17 protein-coding genes, 1 tRNA gene and 1 pseudogene are annotated in these 18,629 nt (G+C 73.8%); 11 read left to right on the plus strand and 8 right to left on the minus strand.

All coding sequences use genetic code 11. The features are described from left to right. Positions 1-86: 86 nt before the first annotated feature. Positions 87-806, minus strand: a complete 720-nt coding sequence (locus tag ACIBR0_RS02980) for a TIGR02391 family protein (protein WP_396712389.1) — start codon at positions 804-806, stop codon at positions 87-89. A gap of 10 nt (positions 807-816) precedes the next feature. Continuing rightward, positions 817-1,041, minus strand: coding sequence for a GntR family transcriptional regulator (locus ACIBR0_RS02985; protein WP_396712455.1), 225 nt, complete (start codon positions 1,039-1,041; stop codon positions 817-819). 392 nt (positions 1,042-1,433) lie between these two features. On the opposite strand from ACIBR0_RS02985, the gene ACIBR0_RS02990 reads away from it, so the two are divergent. After that, positions 1,434-1,784: a hypothetical protein gene (locus ACIBR0_RS02990; protein ID WP_396712390.1), complete on the plus strand. Its 351-nt coding sequence runs from the start codon at positions 1,434-1,436 to the stop codon at positions 1,782-1,784. Positions 1,785-1,865: 81 nt separating this feature from the next. Here the strand turns inward: ACIBR0_RS02990 and ACIBR0_RS02995 are convergent. Further along, a tRNA-Arg gene (locus ACIBR0_RS02995) sits at positions 1,866-1,938 on the minus strand. Positions 1,939-2,103: 165 nt separating this feature from the next. Here ACIBR0_RS02995 and ACIBR0_RS03000 point away from each other — a divergent pair. After that, positions 2,104-2,799 carry a hypothetical protein gene (locus tag ACIBR0_RS03000; RefSeq protein ID WP_396712391.1) on the plus strand — a complete coding sequence of 232 codons (696 nt, stop codon included), beginning with the start codon at positions 2,104-2,106 and terminating at the stop codon, positions 2,797-2,799. Between the two features lie 125 nt (positions 2,800-2,924). Here the strand turns inward: ACIBR0_RS03000 and ACIBR0_RS03005 are convergent, their stop codons facing one another. Together ACIBR0_RS03005 and ACIBR0_RS03010 are read right to left on the minus strand one after the other, a co-directional pair. After that, positions 2,925-3,950, minus strand: a complete 1,026-nt coding sequence (locus ACIBR0_RS03005) for an alpha/beta hydrolase (RefSeq protein WP_396712392.1) — start codon at positions 3,948-3,950, stop codon at positions 2,925-2,927. A gap of 98 nt (positions 3,951-4,048) precedes the next feature. Continuing rightward, positions 4,049-4,468: an HPF/RaiA family ribosome-associated protein gene (locus ACIBR0_RS03010; RefSeq protein ID WP_396712393.1), complete on the minus strand. Its 420-nt coding sequence runs from the start codon at positions 4,466-4,468 to the stop codon at positions 4,049-4,051. Positions 4,469-4,786: 318 nt separating this feature from the next. Here ACIBR0_RS03010 and ACIBR0_RS03015 point away from each other — a divergent pair, with 318 nt between their 5' ends. The 3 genes from ACIBR0_RS03015 to ACIBR0_RS03025 all read left to right on the plus strand — a co-directional run bounded on the left by ACIBR0_RS03015 (position 4,787) and on the right by ACIBR0_RS03025 (position 8,607). Then, positions 4,787-5,641 carry a single-stranded DNA-binding protein gene (locus tag ACIBR0_RS03015; RefSeq protein ID WP_396712394.1) on the plus strand — a complete coding sequence of 285 codons (855 nt, stop codon included), beginning with the start codon at positions 4,787-4,789 and terminating at the stop codon, positions 5,639-5,641. Positions 5,642-6,061: 420 nt separating this feature from the next. Further along, positions 6,062-7,063 (plus strand): cobalamin biosynthesis protein, encoded by a 1,002-nt coding sequence (locus ACIBR0_RS03020; protein WP_396712395.1) that lies wholly within the window; start codon positions 6,062-6,064, stop codon positions 7,061-7,063. Next, positions 7,060-8,607, plus strand: coding sequence for a cobyric acid synthase (locus ACIBR0_RS03025; RefSeq protein ID WP_396712396.1), 1,548 nt, complete (start codon positions 7,060-7,062; stop codon positions 8,605-8,607). Before ACIBR0_RS03020 ends, ACIBR0_RS03025 begins: the two co-directional genes overlap by 4 nt. A gap of 3 nt (positions 8,608-8,610) precedes the next feature. On the opposite strand, the gene ACIBR0_RS03030 is transcribed toward ACIBR0_RS03025, so the two are convergent. Beyond that, positions 8,611-9,012 (minus strand): rhodanese-like domain-containing protein, encoded by a 402-nt coding sequence (locus tag ACIBR0_RS03030; protein WP_396712456.1) that lies wholly within the window; start codon positions 9,010-9,012, stop codon positions 8,611-8,613. Between the two features lie 135 nt (positions 9,013-9,147). Between ACIBR0_RS03030 and ACIBR0_RS03035 the strand changes: the two are divergent. The 4 genes and pseudogenes from ACIBR0_RS03035 to ACIBR0_RS03050 form a co-directional block, all read left to right on the plus strand. Next, positions 9,148-9,868 (plus strand): annotated as a pseudogene (locus ACIBR0_RS03035) (uridine kinase); the annotation flags it as partial. Next, on the plus strand, positions 9,858-11,210 hold the full coding sequence (locus ACIBR0_RS03040; RefSeq protein WP_396712457.1) for a dipeptidase: 1,353 nt from the start codon (positions 9,858-9,860) through the stop codon (positions 11,208-11,210). The pseudogene ACIBR0_RS03035 and the gene ACIBR0_RS03040, both read left to right, overlap by 11 nt. A 275-nt stretch (positions 11,211-11,485) precedes the next feature. Then, positions 11,486-11,692 (plus strand): hypothetical protein, encoded by a 207-nt coding sequence (locus ACIBR0_RS03045; RefSeq protein ID WP_357035183.1) that lies wholly within the window; start codon positions 11,486-11,488, stop codon positions 11,690-11,692. Positions 11,693-11,790: 98 nt separating this feature from the next. Then, positions 11,791-13,374, plus strand: coding sequence for an ATP-dependent DNA ligase (locus ACIBR0_RS03050; RefSeq protein WP_396712397.1), 1,584 nt, complete (start codon positions 11,791-11,793; stop codon positions 13,372-13,374). Here ACIBR0_RS03050 and ACIBR0_RS03055 read toward each other — a convergent pair. Then, complete coding sequence (locus ACIBR0_RS03055; protein WP_396712398.1) at positions 13,364-14,194, minus strand: SURF1 family protein; 831 nt, start codon at positions 14,192-14,194, stop codon at positions 13,364-13,366. The two genes, ACIBR0_RS03050 and ACIBR0_RS03055, sit on opposite strands and share 11 nt — an antisense overlap. Before the next feature lie 199 nt (positions 14,195-14,393). On the opposite strand from ACIBR0_RS03055, the gene ACIBR0_RS03060 reads away from it, so the two are divergent. Then, on the plus strand, positions 14,394-15,803 hold the full coding sequence (locus ACIBR0_RS03060) for a cobyrinate a,c-diamide synthase (protein WP_396712399.1): 1,410 nt from the start codon (positions 14,394-14,396) through the stop codon (positions 15,801-15,803). Continuing rightward, a complete protein-coding gene (locus ACIBR0_RS03065; protein WP_396712400.1) occupies positions 15,800-16,369 on the plus strand; it encodes a GNAT family N-acetyltransferase in 570 nt (189 codons plus the stop codon). Before ACIBR0_RS03060 ends, ACIBR0_RS03065 begins: the two co-directional genes overlap by 4 nt. 43 nt (positions 16,370-16,412) lie before the next feature. Here ACIBR0_RS03065 and ACIBR0_RS03070 read toward each other — a convergent pair whose 3' ends face one another. Further along, on the minus strand, positions 16,413-18,545 hold the full coding sequence (locus ACIBR0_RS03070; RefSeq protein ID WP_396712401.1) for a transglycosylase domain-containing protein: 2,133 nt from the start codon (positions 18,543-18,545) through the stop codon (positions 16,413-16,415). Between the last annotated feature and the right edge of the window lie 84 nt (positions 18,546-18,629).

Genomic DNA, 18,629 nt, shown 5'->3' on the forward strand with positions numbered 1-18,629 from the left:
GGCGGATGTCCCGGTCCCCTCGACGCCGCAGCCGGCGGCGGTACGGGGCCGTCACCCGTGGGTGGACGACCCCGAGTGCTGGCCGGCTACTCCGCTGCCTTGAGGATATCCCCGTGCTCGTACCGAAGCTGCGTCAGCAGCAGGCTCCCCAGGCCGAGCACGCCGAGGGCGTACCGCTTGGCGTCGTCCCGCGTCTGGATCCGATGCCGGTCAACGTTGCTCAGCGCCTGGGCGAAGCCCACGCCGAGCGCCCTCCACCCCTCGCGCTCGCTGGCCTGCCGGCCGAGCCGGTAGTCGCTGGCATCGCCGAGCACTTCCGTGTAGAGGCTCTTCCCGACGAGGTTGTTGCCGCTGCGATCTTGAGGGTTGCCTGTCCAGCCCCGGACATGGCTTTCTACAAAGATCGCCGTCTGGCTGGCCACCATGCCCCACTGCTCGTCTTCGACCAGCCCCTTAACGTGCGCCCAAAGGTCCGGGTCGTACGCGTGCTCGTCCACCGGCTCATCTCCGCCCACCAGACCTAGCTCGTAGATGGCCGCATCGATAAGCCCGACCACCTTGCGAACGCCACTCCGACGGGCGTTCTCAAAGGCCGAGTCAGGCATACCGCCCCACATCACGCTGGGCGAGTACGTGATCTTGTCGAAGCTAGCCACGACGTGGTTGTCTGCGCCGAGGGCCCGAACGAAGATCATCCGAACCCGGGGCCTCCACGACTCCAGTTCGGACGACTGGCGGAAGAGGTCAGCGGCTTCGGCCTCCGCCTTGAGCTTCGTCAATTCCTCGATGGCAGCAGCAGGGCGCATGGGCGCGAGCCTACTTCTCCCCTGCGACGTAGACCCCGCGCCCAGGCTGCCCCACGACCAGGTCCCGGTCATGCAGGAGCGAGACGGCACGGTACGCGGTGGCCACGCTGACGGCGAACTGGTCGGCAAGCTCGCTCGTGCTGGGCAACTTCGTCCCTGGCGCAAGTTCGCCATTCTTAATCTTCGTCGTCAGTTCGTCGGCAATACGTCGATATTCAGCAGGTGCAGAGGGCATGGCTTCGATTCCCTTGGTTCGGCCCTGCCATCTGAACACGCGCCAACCATCGTCAGCAAGTGACGCAAGACAATCACGCGCCGTGGCTTTACCTACGTCAGATAGTGACGTAGGTTGCTCTGTGGCTGCCCTTGGTTCGGCAAACGAAGGCCAGCCCCGTCAGGGCGGCGCGGATCCCGTCGCCCTGACGGCACCACTGTGGCCTGACCGCCGGGAGCGACGATGGACCGGATCCGCTATGACGACTACCTGCTAGCCGCCGCGCTGACACTGGCCCGCCGACATCGGCCGGTCTGGAGCTGGACGCACTGGCGGAGGGTGTGCCGCTGCGGCGCGGAGCTGCGCTGCCACACCCACCACCGCATCCCGATCAACCGTGGGCACTGGCCTGCATGAGCGCCTTCAAGCCGGGAGACGTGCTGCTGATCGGCGAGGCGTGTTCGGTCCAATTCGCCGGTGACCGGGCGCTACGCCTGCGGCTGGTGAGCGTGGACCCACGTTCGACGTACCACGGGTGGGTCTGGCTGACTGGCTACGTGCTGAACGACAAGGGCCTGGCCGTCGACAAGCGAGAGGTGTACGTGCAGCGGGCCGGAGTGCGGGTGCAGCGTGCCGCCCCTGCGCCCAGGCTCCGCAGGCCGACGCGGCCGGCTGTCGTCCCGAACGTGCACCAAGATCGCCGCCCCGCTGGGGGTGCCGGCCACCCCGCAGCGCCGGTCGACGCCTGGTCGGCGTACTGCTGAGCACGGGTGATGCGTGGGGACGAGGTGCGTCCGGTGCCGACCGAAGGTCAGCCTCGGTCAACTTTCTGCTGCTAGGAAGGGCGCGCCCGGCAGGATTCGAACCTGCGGCCTTGGGATTAGAAGTCCCCTGCTCTATCCGCTGAGCTACGGGCGCGTGCCGTGGGTGTCGCGCCAAGAGGGTACCGCCGCCCGCTGATCCGGTGGGTGAACGGGTGGACGCGCCCACGTCGTCCATCAGGGTCGCACGGACCGGCGGCCGAGGTCACCCGGGTTCCGCGGTCCCGTCGGCCCGGGGTCCGGCACGCCGTACCCTCGGCTGGTGCTGCTTGATCAGGAGACCGAGAGTGACGTCGCGTCCGAGTTGTGTCAGCTCCTCGGCCGCGCCATCCTGCCGGTCCGCGCGAGCGACGCGGGGGAGGACCACTTCGGCACCGCGTTCTTCTGCGCCGGGCCGGGGCGCGACGAGTACCTGCTCACCGCCGCCACTCTGACCGGCGTACCCCGGGTGGCGTTGGGTCTGCGGCCCAGCGTCACCGAGCCGGCCGGTGTCGCGGGCGACTCCGTCGAGGCGAACGGCGGGGCATGGGTCAGACCGGCCGGCGTGGGGGTGGCCGTCCTCCCCAGCGCCGGCCTGCACGAGGAGGCGGCGGGGCAGGGCTGGCACTGGCGTACGCAGGCGGTGCCGGACGCCCTCGCGGCCGACGCGGACGCGATCGCCCGGATCGGCGCGGAGCCCGGCTCGGCGATAGTCCTCGCGCTCGGGGTCGGCGCGGACGGCTCGCGGCCGCTGGAGGTGGCGATCGAACGCGTCGCCCGTCACGGCGCCACCGTCCGTGTCGACGCGGAGCTGCCGGACGGCTATCTGGGCGCGCCGGTCTTCGGCGTGCAGGACGACGACGGCGAGATCGGACTGCGGTGCCTGGGGCTGGTGCTGCCCGTGCTCGACGGCGGGCACCCGATCGCCACGTTCGACCGCATCCGCGCCGCCCTCGCAGACCTCCCCACAGTTACCTGACGCGGACGCCGAGGGGACCACGGGAGATCTTGGAAGGAACGGCCCCCGGAGGGGCCGAAATCTTCCAAGATCGGCGGGCGGGCAGCGGCCCGGTGGGCGCGGCGGGCGGGCGCGGCGGGCGGGCGTCAGACGCCGGTTGCGTCCGCCGCTTCGGCCGGTTGCCGGCTTGCCGGAGGCACGGGCTGGCCGGCGGGGGCCGTGGGCCCGGCGCCGAGGAAGGCGTCGGCCCAGCGGCCGACCTCGTCGAACACCTTCTGGCGTACGTCCGGGCCGGAGAGCGTGAGGTCGTGCATCCCGCCGTCGAAGCGGGCGAGGGTGACGTGCCGGCCGAGGCGGGGTGCCCAGCGGACCATGTGCTCGACGTCGAGCACCGCGTCGGCGAGCGTCGCCGACTCGTGCCACTTCATGCCCTTGAAACTGCGGGTCGAGCAGGCCAGCAGGACCGGCACGCGGATGTCCAGGCCGGCCCGGAGCTGCTGCTGGCCCTGCCGGACCGCGGCCAGCCAGCCGGCCCGGACGGGGAACCCGGCGAGCGGCTTCCACTCCAGGTCGAAGGTCCACTCGCCGCGGTGCTGGGCGTGGATGCTCTGGCCGTACACCGTGCCGAGGCCGGGGCGGATGACGCGCTTCGGCGCGCTGCGGGCCAGGCGCGCGACGGCGGCCGCGCCGGGCCGGCGCAGCACCCAGGGGAGGTTGAGGTCGAAGAACGGGCTGTTGAGGAACAGCCCGTCGACGACGCCGGCCTCGCGGCGGGCGTGCGCCCAGAGGGAGACGATCAGGCCACCGGTGGAGTGGCCCATCCCGAGCAGGATGTCGTGGCCGTCGTCCTCACGGATGATCTTCGCGGCGGCGTCCAGCTCGGGGAAGTACTCGGCCAGGTCCGTGCAGAAGTTCGGGGTCTGGTGCGGCAGCAGGCTACGGCCGTACTTGCGCAGGTCGAGCGCGTAGAAGTCCCAGCCCCGCTCGGCGAAGAAGTCGGCGAGGTGGGTCTGGAAGAAGTAGTCGACGAAGCCGTGCACGTAGAGCACGGCCCGCCCGGTGGGTCGGTCGGCCCGACGGCGGACCAGGGTGGCGACCACCGGTCCCTCGTCGTCGGTGCCCAGGTCGATCGTCTGCCGCTCGTAGGGCGGGCCCAGCACGTCCGGTTCCACGAACGCGACGGTACGCCCGCTTGCTACCGGGCGGTAGCCCCCGGGCGTACCCGCCCCCGCCCGGCCGCACCGGCGGGCGGGGGCTTCGGGCGTACGCCTCAGGCGGTCTCGGCGTCGGCGCGGACCGGCTCGGTGTCCTCCTCGGCCGGGGCACCCGCCTGCGCGGAAACGTCGCGCAGGTGCTTGTTGTGCCGGGGCTCCTGCCGCGTCTTCGCGTCGTTGAGCTTGCGCCGCAGGTCGTCCCGGACGTCGTTCAGCGCGGCGTGCAGGTCCTCCTCCGAGGAGGTGGTGACGATCTTCTGCCGGCCGGCGATCCAGCACTCCAGGGTGACCTTCTGGCCCTTGGCCTCGCGATCCTTCACCGTCACCTCAAGCTCGGTGGCGTCGGCGTGGAAACCGGCGAGCCGGGCGTCCAGCGTGCCGAACTGCTCGGCGATCCAGTTCCGGTCGCCCTGCGAGAACCCGGCGCCGACCCGCAGGCACTCCGCCACGGTCGCCGGGTTGGTGACGGCGCTCATCGCTGCACCCGGCCGGTGCCGATGGTGGTCATCTTCATGATCGCTGACCTTTCGTTCGTGGTGCTGTCCGCGGTGCGGTTGATCAAATCCATACCCAGCCGACCGCGGTCCGGAACGTGACCGATCATGCAGCGGCCCGCACCGGGCGCTCCAGGGCCGATCGGCCGTAGCACACCGGGACCTTGATCAGGTCGTTGTCCACAGCCGCTCCGGTTGTCCACAGGAGGGCCGTCGGTGCTCGCGTCGGCCGCCTTCCCGACGCAGGCTCGGCGTCGAGTCGACTCGCGATGGCAAGCCCGATCTCCCCCTGGAGGGACGATGTTCGACACCTACGTCACGGTCGTGGGCAACGTGCTCACGGCCCCGGAGTGGCGCCGCACCACCCAGAGCAACACGCTGGTGGCCAACTTCAAGGTCGCCTCCACCGCCCGCCGGCTCGACCGCGACAGCGGCCGGTGGGTCGACGGCAACAGTCTTCGCGTCCGCGTGAACTGCTGGCGCAAGCTCGCCGAGGGTGTGGCCGCTTCGATCATGGTGGGCGACCCGGTGGTCGTCTGCGGTCGGCTCTACACGCGCGACTGGACCGACGACGCGGGGAACCACCGCACCCTCTACGAGCTGGAGGCGGTCGCGGTGGGGCACGACCTGTCCCGTGGGCGGGGTCGCTTCCTGCGCAACCGGCCGACCATGTCCACCAGCACGGTGCAGGACGCCGAGGCCGAGCAGCGGGTGCACGGCGAACCGACCGAGCCGGTGCCGGACGGCGACGCCCCGGCCGTGCTCGACGACGGGCCGCTGGACGAGGACTTCGAGCTGTCCGGGTTCCCGGTGCGGGGCCGGCGTGCGGTGTCCCCCTTCGCCGACACCACCGATCCGTTCGACGAGGACGCGGACGGGCTGGACCACGGGTCCGGTGCAGCCGAACTGCTGTGGGACGGCACGGACGCCTCGGGAGCCCCTGGCCGACCTGACGGTCCGGTCGAGGGCGATGGGTCGGTCGAGGGCGACGGTCCGGTCGAGGGCGACGGTCCGGTCGAGGGCGACGGTTCGGGGGGTGCCGGCGGGTCCGACGGGCCCGGCGACGACCTGGAGCCGGTGCCGGACAGCGGTGCCGCCAGCTCGTCGACCGGGCGGGGTCGACGGAGCCGGGGACGCGTGCCGCAGCCGGCCTGACCGGGCCGGTGCGACGGGCTGGCCTGACCCCGCCGGCCCGGTGGGCCGGTCCGGCGGGGTGATCCGGCGCGGCCGGTTTGATGAGGCCGCCCGGTGGGCGCGGGGAACGGGGGCGGGGTGGCGGCGGTACGAGCCGCCGCCACCCCGTGCCGGGTTCCGCCGGAGTCTGGCCCGGCCGGGTCCGTCCGAGCTTCGACAAGATCGACACGACGTCAGTGAAGGCGGGGCATCCGGAAGGGGGGACACCGCGCCTTCAGTGAAGCCGGGAGCGGCCCCACGAAGGTCCCGGAATGTGGACGCTTGTTCCCGTCCGGCGACGCGGTAACCGCGGGGGTGGCCGGGCGGGGGATCGCCGGTGTCGGTCGGGCAGGGGACCGACCGTGGTGCTCGGCTAGGCTGGCCGGCCGGAGGTGATGGCCGGTGCGGCACGCGACGCCGGTGGCGACCACGGTGGGGCTCGTCGCGGGGTACGCCCTGGACGCGCTGCTCGGCGACCCGCGTCGCGGGCACCCCGTGGCCGGGTTCGGTCGGGCCGCCTCCGCCCTGGAACGACGTCTCTACCGGCCGGACCGCGCGGCCGGTGCCGCGTACACCGCCGCGGCGATCGGGGTGCCGGTGCTGCTCGGCGCGGCGGCCACGGCCGCCACGCGACACCGGCCGGTGGCCCGGGCGGTGCTGGTCGCCGCCGCCACCTGGACGGTCCTCGGCGGGCGCACCCTGCGGCACGAGGCCACCGTGATGGGGCGGGCACTGCGCGGCGGCGACCTGCCCGCCGCGCGGCAGCGGCTCGGTCACCTCTGCGGCCGGGACCCGTCCGCCCTGGACGAGCCCGAGCTGGCCCGTGCCACCGTCGAGTCGGTCGCCGAGAACACCTCCGACGCGGTCGTGGCCCCCCTGCTCTGGGGGGCGGTCGCCGGGCTGCCCGGCCTGCTCGGGTACCGCGCCGCGAACACCCTCGACGCGATGGTCGGACACCGGTCGGCGCGGTACGCCCGGTTCGGCACCCCGGCGGCCCGCCTCGACGACCTGCTCAACCTGGTACCCGCCCGGGTGACCGGCCTGCTCACGATCGCGGTCGCGCCGGTCGCGAACGGGGACCGCGAGCGGGCCTGGCGGGTGTGGCGCCGGGACCGCAACGACCACCCGAGCCCCAACGCCGGCCAGTGCGAGGCGGCGATGGCCGGGGCGCTGGGCGTACGTCTCGGGGGGCGCAACGTGTACTTCGGGCGGTCGGAGGTGCGCCCGTACCTGGGCGACGGCCCCCGCCCCGAGGCGCGGCACCTGAAGCGGGCCGCCACGATCTCCGGCGCGGTGGGGTTGGCCGCCCTCGGGCTGGCCGCCGCGTACCCGCTGACGGTCGGCCGGCTGGTCGGCGCCGCCGGTCGCCGCGTGCGCGGCGCGAGCCGGGGGACCGGACGGTGAGCGGGGGGCTGCTGGTCGCCGGCACCACCTCCGACGCCGGCAAGAGCGTGCTCACCGCCGGCATCTGCCGCTGGCTGCACCGGCGGGGCGTGAAGGTGGCGCCGTTCAAGGCGCAGAACATGTCCAACAACTCGGCGGTCGTGGTCGGGCCGGACGGGCGTGGCGGGGAGATCGGCCGGGCCCAGGCGATGCAGGCCGCCGCCTGCGGGATCGCCCCCGACCTGCGATTCAACCCGGTGCTGCTCAAGCCGGGCAGCGACCTGGCCAGCCAGGTGGTGCTGCTCGGCGAGGCCGTCGACACGATCACCGCCGGCACCTTCCGGGCGTTGCGGCCCCGGCTGGCGGAGACCGCGTACGCGGCGCTGGCCGAGCTGCGGGCCGCGTACGACGTGGTGATCTGCGAGGGGGCGGGCAGCCCGGCGGAGATCAACCTGCGCGCCGGGGACTACGTGAACATGGGGCTCGCCCGGCACGCCGGGCTGCCCACCATCGTGGTCGGTGACATCGACCGGGGTGGTGTGTTCGCCTCCATGTTCGGCACCGTCGCGCTGCTGGACCCGGCCGACCAGGCCCTCGTCGCCGGCTTCGTGATCAACAAGTTCCGGGGTGATCTCGGGCTGCTCCAGCCGGGCCTGGACATGCTGCGCCAGGTGACCGGCCGCCCCACGTACGGGGTGCTGCCCTGGTCGCTCGACCTGTGGCTGGACGCGGAGGACTCGCTGGCGTACGGGCGGGTGCTGGGCCGGCCGGCGGCCCCGCGCGGCACCGACTGGCTGGACGTCGCGGTGGTCCGGCTGCCCCGGATCAGCAACGCCACCGACGTGGAGGCGCTCGCCACCGAGCCCGGTGTCCGTGTGCGGCTCACCGTCGAGCCGGCCGAACTGGCCGCCGCCGACCTGGTCGTCCTTCCCGGCTCGAAGTCGACCGTGGCCGACCTGGCCTGGCTGCGGGAGACCGGCCTGGCCGACGCCGTGGTGGCGCACGCCGCCGCCGGCAAGCCCCTGCTCGGCATCTGCGGAGGGTTCCAGATGCTGGCCCGCGCGATCCACGACCCGGTGGAGAGCCGGCGGGGGAGCGTGCCCGGGCTGGGGTTGTTGCCGATCGAGATCACCTTCGACCCGCGCAAGACCGTCCGGCAGTCGGTCGGCACGGTCGACGGTGACGTCCCGGTGCGCGGCTACGAGATCCACCACGGCTACGTCTCGTCCGCCGACCCGACCCTGACCCCGCAGCTGACCTGCGCCGACGGGACGGGCGAGGGGGCGGTGGCCGGCGCGGTGCGCGGCACGCACTGGCACGGCGCCTTCGAGTCCGACGAGTTCCGCCGTCGCTTCCTCACCGAGGCGGCCCGGCTGGCCGGCCGCACCGGGTTCCGGGTGGCACCGGACACGTCCTTCGCCGCCGCCCGCGAGCGGTCCCTGGACCTGCTCGGTGACCTCGTCGAGGAGCACCTGGACACCGACGCGCTGTGGCGCCTCGTCGAGGCCGGTCCGCCCGCCGGCCTGCCGTTCATCCCACCCGGCGCACCGACACCGGTGGGCTAGACCTCAGAGGCGCACGTCGGCCGGGCGGTCGGACATCGGCAGCCCCGCCGACTGCCACGCCTCCACGCCCCCGATGATGTCCGTGGCCCGGTGCAGGCCCAGGGCCCGCAGGCTGGCCACCGCCAGGCTGGAGCTGTAGCCCTGCCGGCACGCCACCACGATCTCCAGGTCGTACCCGGTCGCCTCGGGGATCCGCCAGGCGCTCGCCGGGTCCAGCCGCCACTCCAGCACCGTCCGGTCCACGACGATGGCGCCGGGCAGGTCGCCCTGCTCCTGCCGCTGGGAATCGGTGCGGGTGTCGATCAGCAACGCCCCGGCACGGACCGCCTCGACGGTCTGCTCCGGGGTCAGCCGGCGTACCCCGGCGCGGGCCTGCTCCAACAGGGCGTCGACGCCCGGACTCATCACGCTGTGGGACACGAACCGATCCTGCCGCCCCGCCGGCCGGTTCGCCCGCCCAACGGCCGGGTCCCGCCCACGACCGCCCGAACGGGCGACGCCGCGCCGTCGTGGTCCGGGCCGCCGGTTACCGTCGGCGGAGTGACGGTCGCGGTGATGGAGGCGTACGCGCAACTCGCCCGCCGGGTGTGGGCCGGGCCGGCGCGGTTGGGGCGTACCCGGCTGGTGGCCGTCGACGGGCCGAGCGGCGCGGGGAAGAGCGTGTTCGCGTCGCGGCTCGCGGACGCCCTGCCGGCGGTGAGTGGCGGCGCGCGACCGCCGGTGGTGCACACCGACGACCTGCTCGACGGCTGGGACGACCAGCTCACCTTCTGGCCCCGCCTGGAGGAGTGGGTGCTCGCGCCGCTGCGCGCGGGCCGGCCGGGGTCCTACCGGCGGTACAGCTGGGTGCGGCGCCGCTTCCTGCCCCGGCCGGTGCCGGTGCCGGTCGCGCCGGTGCTGATCGTGGAGGGGGTGAGCACGGCGCGGGCGGCGGCGGGTCCGGACCTGTCCCTCGCGGTCTTCGTCACCGCGCCGGCGCCGCTGCGGCTCACCCGGGCGGTGGAGCGCGACGGCCCCGGGATCCTGCCGGAGTTGCGGCGCTGGCACACCGGCGAGCGGGCGCACTTCGCGGCGGACGGCACCGAGGCGCGGGCGGACCTGGTGGTCGACGGTGCGCCCACCCTGCCGCACGACCCCACCCGGTACTACGTCCGCCGCCGGTGACCGCGCGGGCCCGGCCGGCTCGGGACGGCTCGGTCGGTGTGACCCGGTAAGGCCGGCATACGATGCCGGTCATGACCACACCGATCATGTCCGAGTCCGACCTGCGGGCCGCCGTCGAGCGGGAGATGCCCGGCGTCCGCGCCGACCTGGAACGCCTCGTCCGCATCCCGGGCATCGCGTTCGACGGCTTCGACCACTCGCACGTGGAGCGCTCCGCCGAGGCGGTGGCGGAGCTGCTGCGCGGCTGCGACCTCGACGTGCGGATCGTGCGCTCCGGCGGCCAGCCGGCCGTCATCGGGAAGAAGGCGGCCCCGCCCGGCGCGCCGACGGTGCTGCTCTACGCCCACCACGACGTCCAGCCGGTCGGTGACCGGTCGCTGTGGGAGTCCGACCCGTTCGAGCCGGTCGAGCGGGACGGCCGCCTCTACGCCCGGGGCGCCGCCGACGACAAGGCCGGCATCATGGCGCACGTCGCGGCGCTGCGGGCGTTCGGCGACGCGCTCCCGGTCGGCGTGGTGCTCTTCATCGAGGGCGAGGAGGAGTACGGCTCCGACTCGCTGGAGCGGCTGCTCGACGAGCACCGTGACGAGATCGCCTCGGACGTCATCGTGATCGCCGACTCCGGCAACTGGGACATCGGCGTACCGGCGTTGACCACCTCGCTGCGCGGCATCATCAACTGCTTCGTCGAGGTCCGTACGCTCGACCACGCCGTGCACAGCGGCATGTTCGGCGGTGCGGTGCCGGACGCCCTCACCGCGCTGGTGCGGCTGCTCGCCACCCTGCACGACGACGCGGGTGACGTGGCGGTGGACGGCCTGGTCGCCCGGGAGGGCGCGAGCGTCGACTACCCCGAGGACCGGATCCGGGTCGAGGCCGGGCTGGCCGAGGGGGTGCAGTTCATCGGCACCGGCCGGATCACCGACCGGATCTGGACGAAGCCGGCGGTCGCGGTGCTCGGCATCGACGCGCCGGCCACCGGCGAGGCACCGAACGCCCTGGTCCCGGCCGCGAAGGCGAAGCTGAGCGTACGGCTCGCGCCGGGTGACGACCCGAAGCGCGCGTACGCGACCGTGCGCGCCCACCTGGAGAAGCACGCGCCGTGGGGCGCGCAGGTGACCGTGACCCTGGAGCACGACGGCGACCCGTGCGTCATCGACGCGTCCGGCCCGATGTTCGACGCGGCCCGCTCGGCCTTCCGAAGCGCCTGGGACGGCACCGCCCCGGTGGACATCGGCATCGGCGGCTCGATCCCGTTCATCGCCACCTTCCAGGAGATGTTCCCGCGGGCCGCGATCCTGGTGACCGGCGTGGAGGACCCGCACGCGCGGGCGCACGGGCCGAACGAGAGCCTGCACCTCGGCGAGTTCGCCCGGGTCTGCCTGGCCGAGGCGCTGCTGCTGGCGAACGTGGCCCGGGCGGGCACGAACGGAGGCTAGGGCCGCGCTGCGCGTCGCCGCCCGCGCGCCGCGGGCACGCCCGCACGCCCGCACGCCCGCGCACCCGCGCGCCCGCGCGCCCGCGCGCCCGCAGGCCCGCGCAACTTCGGGGAAATAGTGGTCATTTGCCGGCGCGAGGCCACTATTTCCCCGAAGTAGTGGCCACGCCGGGCGGTGCCAGGCGCGCCAGGCGGCCAGGTGTCGGAACCGTAACTTCCCGGTCCATCTGGGAGTTTGCGGTGTGTCGGGCGCAGGGCTGTTATAGCCTTTCGAACATGAGTACGAACGAGGTCATGTCCCGGCTGGAAGCCGCGGTCAGCGCTCTGGGAGACGTCGACGTCTCCGCGTGGTCCGAGGACACGCTGAAGGAACAGCTCGGTGAGCTCTCCGCCGCCCTGGTCGCGCTGGACACGCTGCTGTCCCGGGTCGCCGACGAGGTTCGCGCCCGCGGCCTGCGCATCGAGGAGCCCGTCTCCGCCTGACCGGCCCCGGCCTCGCCGGGGCCGGTCCGCGTGGTCTTGGGCTACCCGGGCACGGCAATGCCCGGGTGGTGTCGGGGGTGGCTGGCAGGATGGTGCCCGTGCGGTTCCTGGATCTGGCAGCCACCTCCGCCGCCGTCGGCGCGACCAGCGGCCGGCGCGCGAAGGTGGAGCTGCTCGCCGACGCGTTGCGCCGGCTCGCGCCGGACGAGGTCGCGGCGGGTTCCGGCTATCTCGCGGGCGAGCTGCGACAGCGGCAGACCGGGGTGGGCTGGGCCGGCCTTCGTGGCCTTCCCCCGCCGGCCGACGTTCCCACGCTGACGGTGGCCGCCGTGGACGCGGCGATCGACGAGATCGCGGCGGTGAGCGGTGCCGGCTCGCAGGCCCGTCGGCGTGCGCTGCTGCACGCGCTCTACAGTGCGGCGACCGCCGACGAGCAGCGGCTGTTGACCGGGCTGTTCAGCGGGGAGTTGCGCCAGGGTGCCCAGGCGGGCCTGCTCGCCGACGCGGTGGCGCGGGCGGCCGAGGTTCCGGTCGCGGCCGTACGCCGGGCGCTCCTGCTCGCCGGTGACCTGCGGGCGGTCGCGGTGGCCGCGCTCGACGGCGGCGCGGCGGCGCTGGCCGCCTTCGGTCTCCAGGTCGGCCGGCCGTTGGCGCCGATGCTCGCGCAGAGCGCACCGTCGGTGGACGAGGCGCTGGCGGCCACCGGCACGCCGGCCGTGGTCGACGTGAAGCTCGACGGCATCCGGATCCAGGTGCACCGCTCCGGCCGGGACATCGCCGTCTTCACCCGGAGTCTGGACGAGATCACCACCCGCGTGCCCGAGGTGGTCGCCGCCGTGCGGTCGCTGCCGGCCCGGGAGCTGGTGCTCGACGGCGAGGCGATCGGCCTGGACGCGACCGGTCGGCCGCTGCCGTTCCAACAGACGTCGAGCCGGGCGGCCCGCCGCACCACGCCCAGCACCACCGGTGGCACGCCGGTCGCCCCGGCGGTGCTCGCCGCCGCCGAGACCACCGGCGAGCCGGTCCTGACCCCGTACTTCTTCGACCTGCTGCACCTCGACGGCGAGGACCTCATCGACCGGCCGGGCCGGGAGCGCTGGGCGGCGCTGGCCGGTGCGGTCGACCCGTCGATGCTGGTCGGCCGGATGGAGGTCGACGGCCCGGAGCGGGCCGGCGCGGCCTTCGCGGCGGCGGTCGACGCCGGGCAGGAGGGCGTGGTCGTCAAGGCGCCCGACGCGCCGTACGACGCGGGCCGGCGCGGTGCCGCGTGGGTGAAGGTGAAGCCCCGCCACACCCTGGACCTGGTGGTGCTCGCCGTGGAATGGGGCAGCGGCCGGCGGCAGGGCTGGCTCTCCAACCTGCACCTGGGTGCCCGTGATCCGCGCACCGGCGACTTCGTGATGCTCGGCAAGACGTTCAAGGGGCTCACCGACGAGGTGCTGCGCTGGCAGACTGCGCGGTTCCTCGGCCTCGCCGTGGAGCGCGGCGACTGGGTGGTCCGGGTGCGCCCGGAGCAGGTCGTCGAGATCGCGTTCGACGGGGTGCAGACGAGTTCCCGCTACCCGGGTGGGATGGCGCTGCGCTTCGCCCGGGTGGTGCGCTACCGCGACGACAAGAGCGCCGCCGAGGCCGACACCATCGATGCCGTCCGGGCCATCCACGCCGGCCGCGTCACGGGCTGATCGGCTGGACGGGTTCGGCGGCGCGGTCGACAGGGGCGGCGGACCGCTCATTCAGGAGGCCGGCCCGACGGTGGGCCTCCCGGCGGGCGACCCAGCCGTAGCCGAGCAGCGCCATCACCGCGAAGATCCACCACTGCACGACATAGCCGAGGTTCTGCCAGTTGTTGGCGTGCCCCACAGGGACGGCGACGAACGTCGGGTCGGCCGCCGGGCTCTGCTCGTCCAGCAGCAGGTACCCGCCGTGCACCGGGTAGGGCAGCTCACGGGCCAGCCGGGGCAGGTCGATGCGTCGCGTCTCCAGCCGGCCGTCGCGCCGGGTGACGGCGCCCTTGCCCGGCTCGCCGGTGCGTACCCGGCCGGCCACGGTCACCTCGCCGGCGGGGACCGGGGGCACCGTCGGTTGGGCGGTGGCGGCGGCACCTGGCACCGGCGGGATCCAGCCCTGGTTCACCAGCACGGCGGTGCCGTCGGCGAGCACCAGCGGGGTCAGCACCTCGAACCCGACCCTCTGCTCCACCGAGCGGCTCCGGACCAGGACTACGTTCGTGGCGTCGTAGCGGCCGGTGGCGCTGACCTTGGTCCAGGTCTTCTCCTCGGTCGGGGCGGGCCCGAGGGTGCCGGGGCCGCCGGCCGGCGCGGCCAGCGCGTCGCGCAGCGGCACCGGGTCCATCCGCTGGCCCGCGTCGATCCGCTCGTTGATCTCGGTCCGGCCGTGGTAGCGGTCCAGCTGCCAGTTGCCCAGCAGCACCATCGCCACCGCGGCGACCAGGGTCAGCGCGAGAATGCCCAGCCAGCGCGGGGTCAGCAGGAACCGGTACACGACGACGAGGTTACCCCTGTGGCCCGGGCCACCCGCCGGGACGACCCCGGTCCGCGCGCCCGGCGCCGACGCGGACACACCACCTCATCGACGATCTTCCTGTCCGGTGGCTTCCGCCGTCGGCCCGGTCCGCTATCGTCACGCGGGCGGACCGCGCCGGGCGGCCCGCCGCGCCGCCACCGTCCGCGAGGAGTCGATGATGACCGTCGTGCCGCGCCTGGTGCTCAGCGCGCCGTCCTCCGGGCACGGCACGAACGCGCTGGCGATCGGGCTGCTCGCGGCTCTCGCCGACCGGGGGCTCGACGTCGCCGGTTTCAAGGTCGGCCCGGACCAGATCGACGCCGGCTACCTCGGGCTCGCCGCCGGCCGCCCCGGGCGCACCATCGACCCGCGGCTGACCGGGGCCGACCGGGTCGTCCCGCTCTTCGCCCACGGCGCCGAGGGCGCCGGGCTCGCGGTGGTGCAGGGCAGCATGGGCCTGTACGACTCCCTCGCCGGCCGCCCGGAGACGGAGTCGACGGCCGCCATCGCCACCGCGCTGCGCAGCCCCGTCGTCATGGTGGTCGACGTCGGCGCGATGGGCCAGTCGGTGGCCGCCCTCGTGCACGGCTTCCGGGCGTACGACGAGCAACTCTGGCTCGGCGGCGTGATCCTCAACCGGGTGGCGTCCACGCGGCACGAGGCGTTGCTGCGTGAGGCGCTCGACGACGTCGGGGTGCCGGTCTACGGCGCGCTGCGCCGGCAGGACCTGCCGCCGGTGCTGCCGGCCCGCCGGCACGGCGTGGTGCCGGTGCTCACCGGCAGCGGCGAGGCGACCCGAGCGGTCCGGCGGCTCGGCGAGGCGGTCGCCGCGACCGTCGACCTGGAGCGCCTGCTCGGGCTGGCCCGCTCCGCCCCGGCGCTGCCCGCGCCGGCCTGGTCGCCCGAGGCCGAGGTCGCTGCCGCCGGTGGCCCGTCGACCGGTGAACGGCCGCTGGTGGCGGTGGCCGGTGGCGCGGGCGGCACCTACGGCCACGTGGAGACCACCGAGCTGCTGCGGGCGGCCGGTGCCGAGGTGGTGACGGTCGACCCGCTGCACGACGAGGCGCTGCCCGCCGGGGTGCGGGCGCTGGTGGTCGGTGGCGGCCTGCCGGAGTCGTACACGGCGCAGCTCTCCGCCAACCGGCGGCTCTGCATCGCGGTCGCCGAGCTGGCCCGTACCGGCCGGCCGGTGGTCGCCGAGGGCGCCGGCCTGCTGTGGCTGGCCCGGGAGGTCGACGGCCTGCCGATGTGCGGGGTGCTGGACGCGGTGGGCAGCAGCCGGGAGGGCCTTGTCGTCGGCTACCGCACCGCGACCGCGCTGACCGACAGCGTGGTCGCCGCGACCGGCACGGTGGTGACCGGGCACAAGGACCATCGGGCGGTGCTGTCCCCGCGGGCCGGGCAACGGGCGGCGTGGAGCTGGGACGGCGGCGCGCCGGAGGGCTTCGTGTGGCGGGGCGTGCACGCCTCGCAGTTGGTGCCGCACTGGGCCGCGTACCCCGGGATGGCCGTCCGTCTGGTCGAGGCGGCGGCGCGGTCGGTGGTCGACCCGGCGGCGGTCGCGGATCCCGGCGGGGTCCCGGCGTGATCGGTCAGGTGGCGGTCCGCCGGTTCCCGGCGCTGACCGTCTCGACCCCGCGTACGGAGGTCCGGCCGCTGGGGGCGGCCGACGCCAAGGCCGCCGACGAGGTCTTCGCCGACCGGCAGACGCAGCGCTGGCTGCCGCTGGCCGACGAGTCCGGGCAGATCGACGGGTACGCGTGGTGCACCGACCTGGCCCGGCAGCGCCGGGACAGTGGCGACGGCGACCACTACGCGGTGCTGCGGCGGGAGGACGACCGGGTGGTCGGCTGCCTGTGGGCCCGGCGCACCGACTGGGGTGCGCTGTGCACGGAGGTCTCGTACGCGATGGCCCCGCACGCCCGGGGGTTCGGCCTGGCCGCCGAGGCGGTGGACGCGCTCGCCATCGCGCTGCTCCTGGAGCACGGGTTCCAGCGTGTCGAGCTGCGGGTCGCCCCCGGCAACGTCGCCTCCCGACGGGTGGCGGAGAAGGCCGGCTTCACCTACGAGGGCCTGTTGCGCAACGCGGGCTACGTGCGTGGTGCCCGCGTCGACCTCGAACTCTGGTCCCTGGTCTCCGCCGACCTGCACTGACGCGCCGTCCCCATCCGGAGACGGCGCGTCGGTGCGGGTCCGCTCAGCCCACCATGGTGTCCGACGGTGGGGTGAACTGGCGTGGCGGTGTGCCCTTGAGGGCGTCGCGGAGGGTCTCCGAGACCGCCTTGATCGGGATCTGGGACTGCCCGTCGCCGACCGCGTTGAACGGGTTGTCCGGGTCGGAGATGAAGCTGGCCGCCGCCAGTTCCGGGGTGTAGCCGACGAACCAGGCCGACCGGGTGCTGTCCGTGGTACCGGTCTTGCCGGCGACCGGCCGGCCCACCGTGCCCCGGACGCTGTCCGCCGTCGACCAGCCGCCGCAGCTTCCCCGGGCCGGGGTGTCGCCGGTCGGGCAGCGGGCGGCGTCGGTGGCCGCCCGGGCGGCGTCGGCGTTGACCACCTGCCGGCAGCGCGGCTTGGCGACCTCCCGTTCGATGCCGGAGGCGGTCCGGAACATGGTCGGCGTGCCGTCCCGGTTGTAGATCGCCTGCACCGGGATCGCCTCGCAGTACCGGCCGTCGGCGGCGATGGCGGCGTACGCGTTGGCCATCTCCAGCGGGGTGGCGTCGGAGACGCCCAGGGTGAACGCGCCCCACGTGCTCGCCCGGCCTGGTGCCGCATGTTCCCGGTCGACATCGGTACGCCAGCGCAGACCGAGCTGTTCGGCGAGCCGGACGCCCTTGTCCGCGCCGATCTGCTCCTCCAGCCAGACCCAGTAGGTGTTGACCGACTTACCGAAGGCGGACCACATGGTCTGCTGGCCGCTCATCGCGCCGCTGGCGTTCGTCGGCGCCCAGCCGTTGTAGACCTCGGACCGGTAGCGGTAGGGCGCGTTGAACGAGGTTGACAGGGGCTTGCCGGCGTTGAGTGCGGCGAGCATCGGGAACATCTTGAACGTCGACCCGGCCTGGTAGCCGGGGAGGCTGCCGCCGCCGAGCAGGGGCGCCACCGTGTTCGGGTAGTTGGCCTTCACGTTCGGTCCGGCCTCGGGGTTGGAGCTCTGCCCGTTCTCGCTGAGGTCCAGGGAGTACGTGCGGTTCACCGCCATCGCCTTCACCCGGCCGGTGCCCGGCTCGGAGACCACGATGCCGTTGGCGAACGGGCTGCCGGTGTTCTCCTTGGTGCCGACGTTCTTCTCGGCCGCCGCCTGGATCTTCGGGTCCAGGCTCAGCACGATCCGGTAGCCGCCGCGGCGCAGCTTGTCCATCCGTTCCAGCCGGTTCTCGCCGAAGGCGGGCTGGGCGCTCCACCAGTTCTTCACGTAGTCGCAGGCGAAGCCCCAGCTGTTCCACTTGTCGGGCACGGCGGCGCAGTCGTTGGACGGATAGCTGAGGGTGAGTTTGATCCGCTCGCTCTTCGCCTGCGCCACCGCGTCCGGGGAGAGATAGCCGAGCTGGGCCATCCGGTCCAGGACGTAGTTGCGTCGGCCGGTGGCGTCCTTCTGGTCGGAGGTTGCCGGGTCGTACTCCGACGGGGACTTGACCAGGCCGGCGAGGGTGGCCGCCTCGACGGGGTTGAGGTCCTTGGGCGTCTTGGAGAAGAAGATCTCACTGGCCGCGTAGATGCCGTACGCGCGGTGCCCGAAGTACGCGGAGTTGAGGTAGCGCTCCAGGATCTGCTCCTTGCTCAGCTCCTTCTCCAGGTCGAGTGCCATCCGCATCTCCCGGACCTTGCGCAGGCTGGTCTGCTGGGTGGCCTCCTGCACCTCCTTCGGCGTCGTGGCGCTGTCCCGCAGGGCCATCCGCACGTACTGCATGGTCAGGGTGGACGCGCCCTGCGAGACGCCACTGGCCTGCGCGTTGGCGACGAAGGCGCGGGCGACGCCCTTCGGGTCGACACCCCGGTGCTGGTAGAAGCGGTTGTCCTCGGCGGCCACGATCGCCTGCTGCATGTTCGGCGAGATGTCCGCGATCTTGGTGTACTGCCGGTACTCCTCGTAGAACATCGTCAGCACCGTCTTCCCGTCCGGCGCGTACAGGTACGACGTCTCGGCGGGCAGAGCGGTCGTGAGGATCTTGGTCTTGTGCTCCAGCGCGTGGGCGGTGACCTTCGCGCCGATGCCGGTGGCGGCGGCGACGGGGTACGCCACGGCGGCGACCACGATGCCGGCGATCAGGCCGGCGCGGAGGAGGGGAACGAGACGACCGGCGGAGGCAAGGGGTCGATTGCTCACACGCCCAAGTTATGACATTTCCGATTCTTACTTGAGAAATATTCATGAACACCGAGAGTGGTGACGTGGCCCACGCCGCGATCC

Origin of the sequence: Micromonospora sp. NPDC049497, from assembly GCF_044465805.1 — a bacterium.
In the GTDB taxonomy this organism is placed as follows: domain Bacteria; phylum Actinomycetota; class Actinomycetes; order Mycobacteriales; family Micromonosporaceae; genus Micromonospora.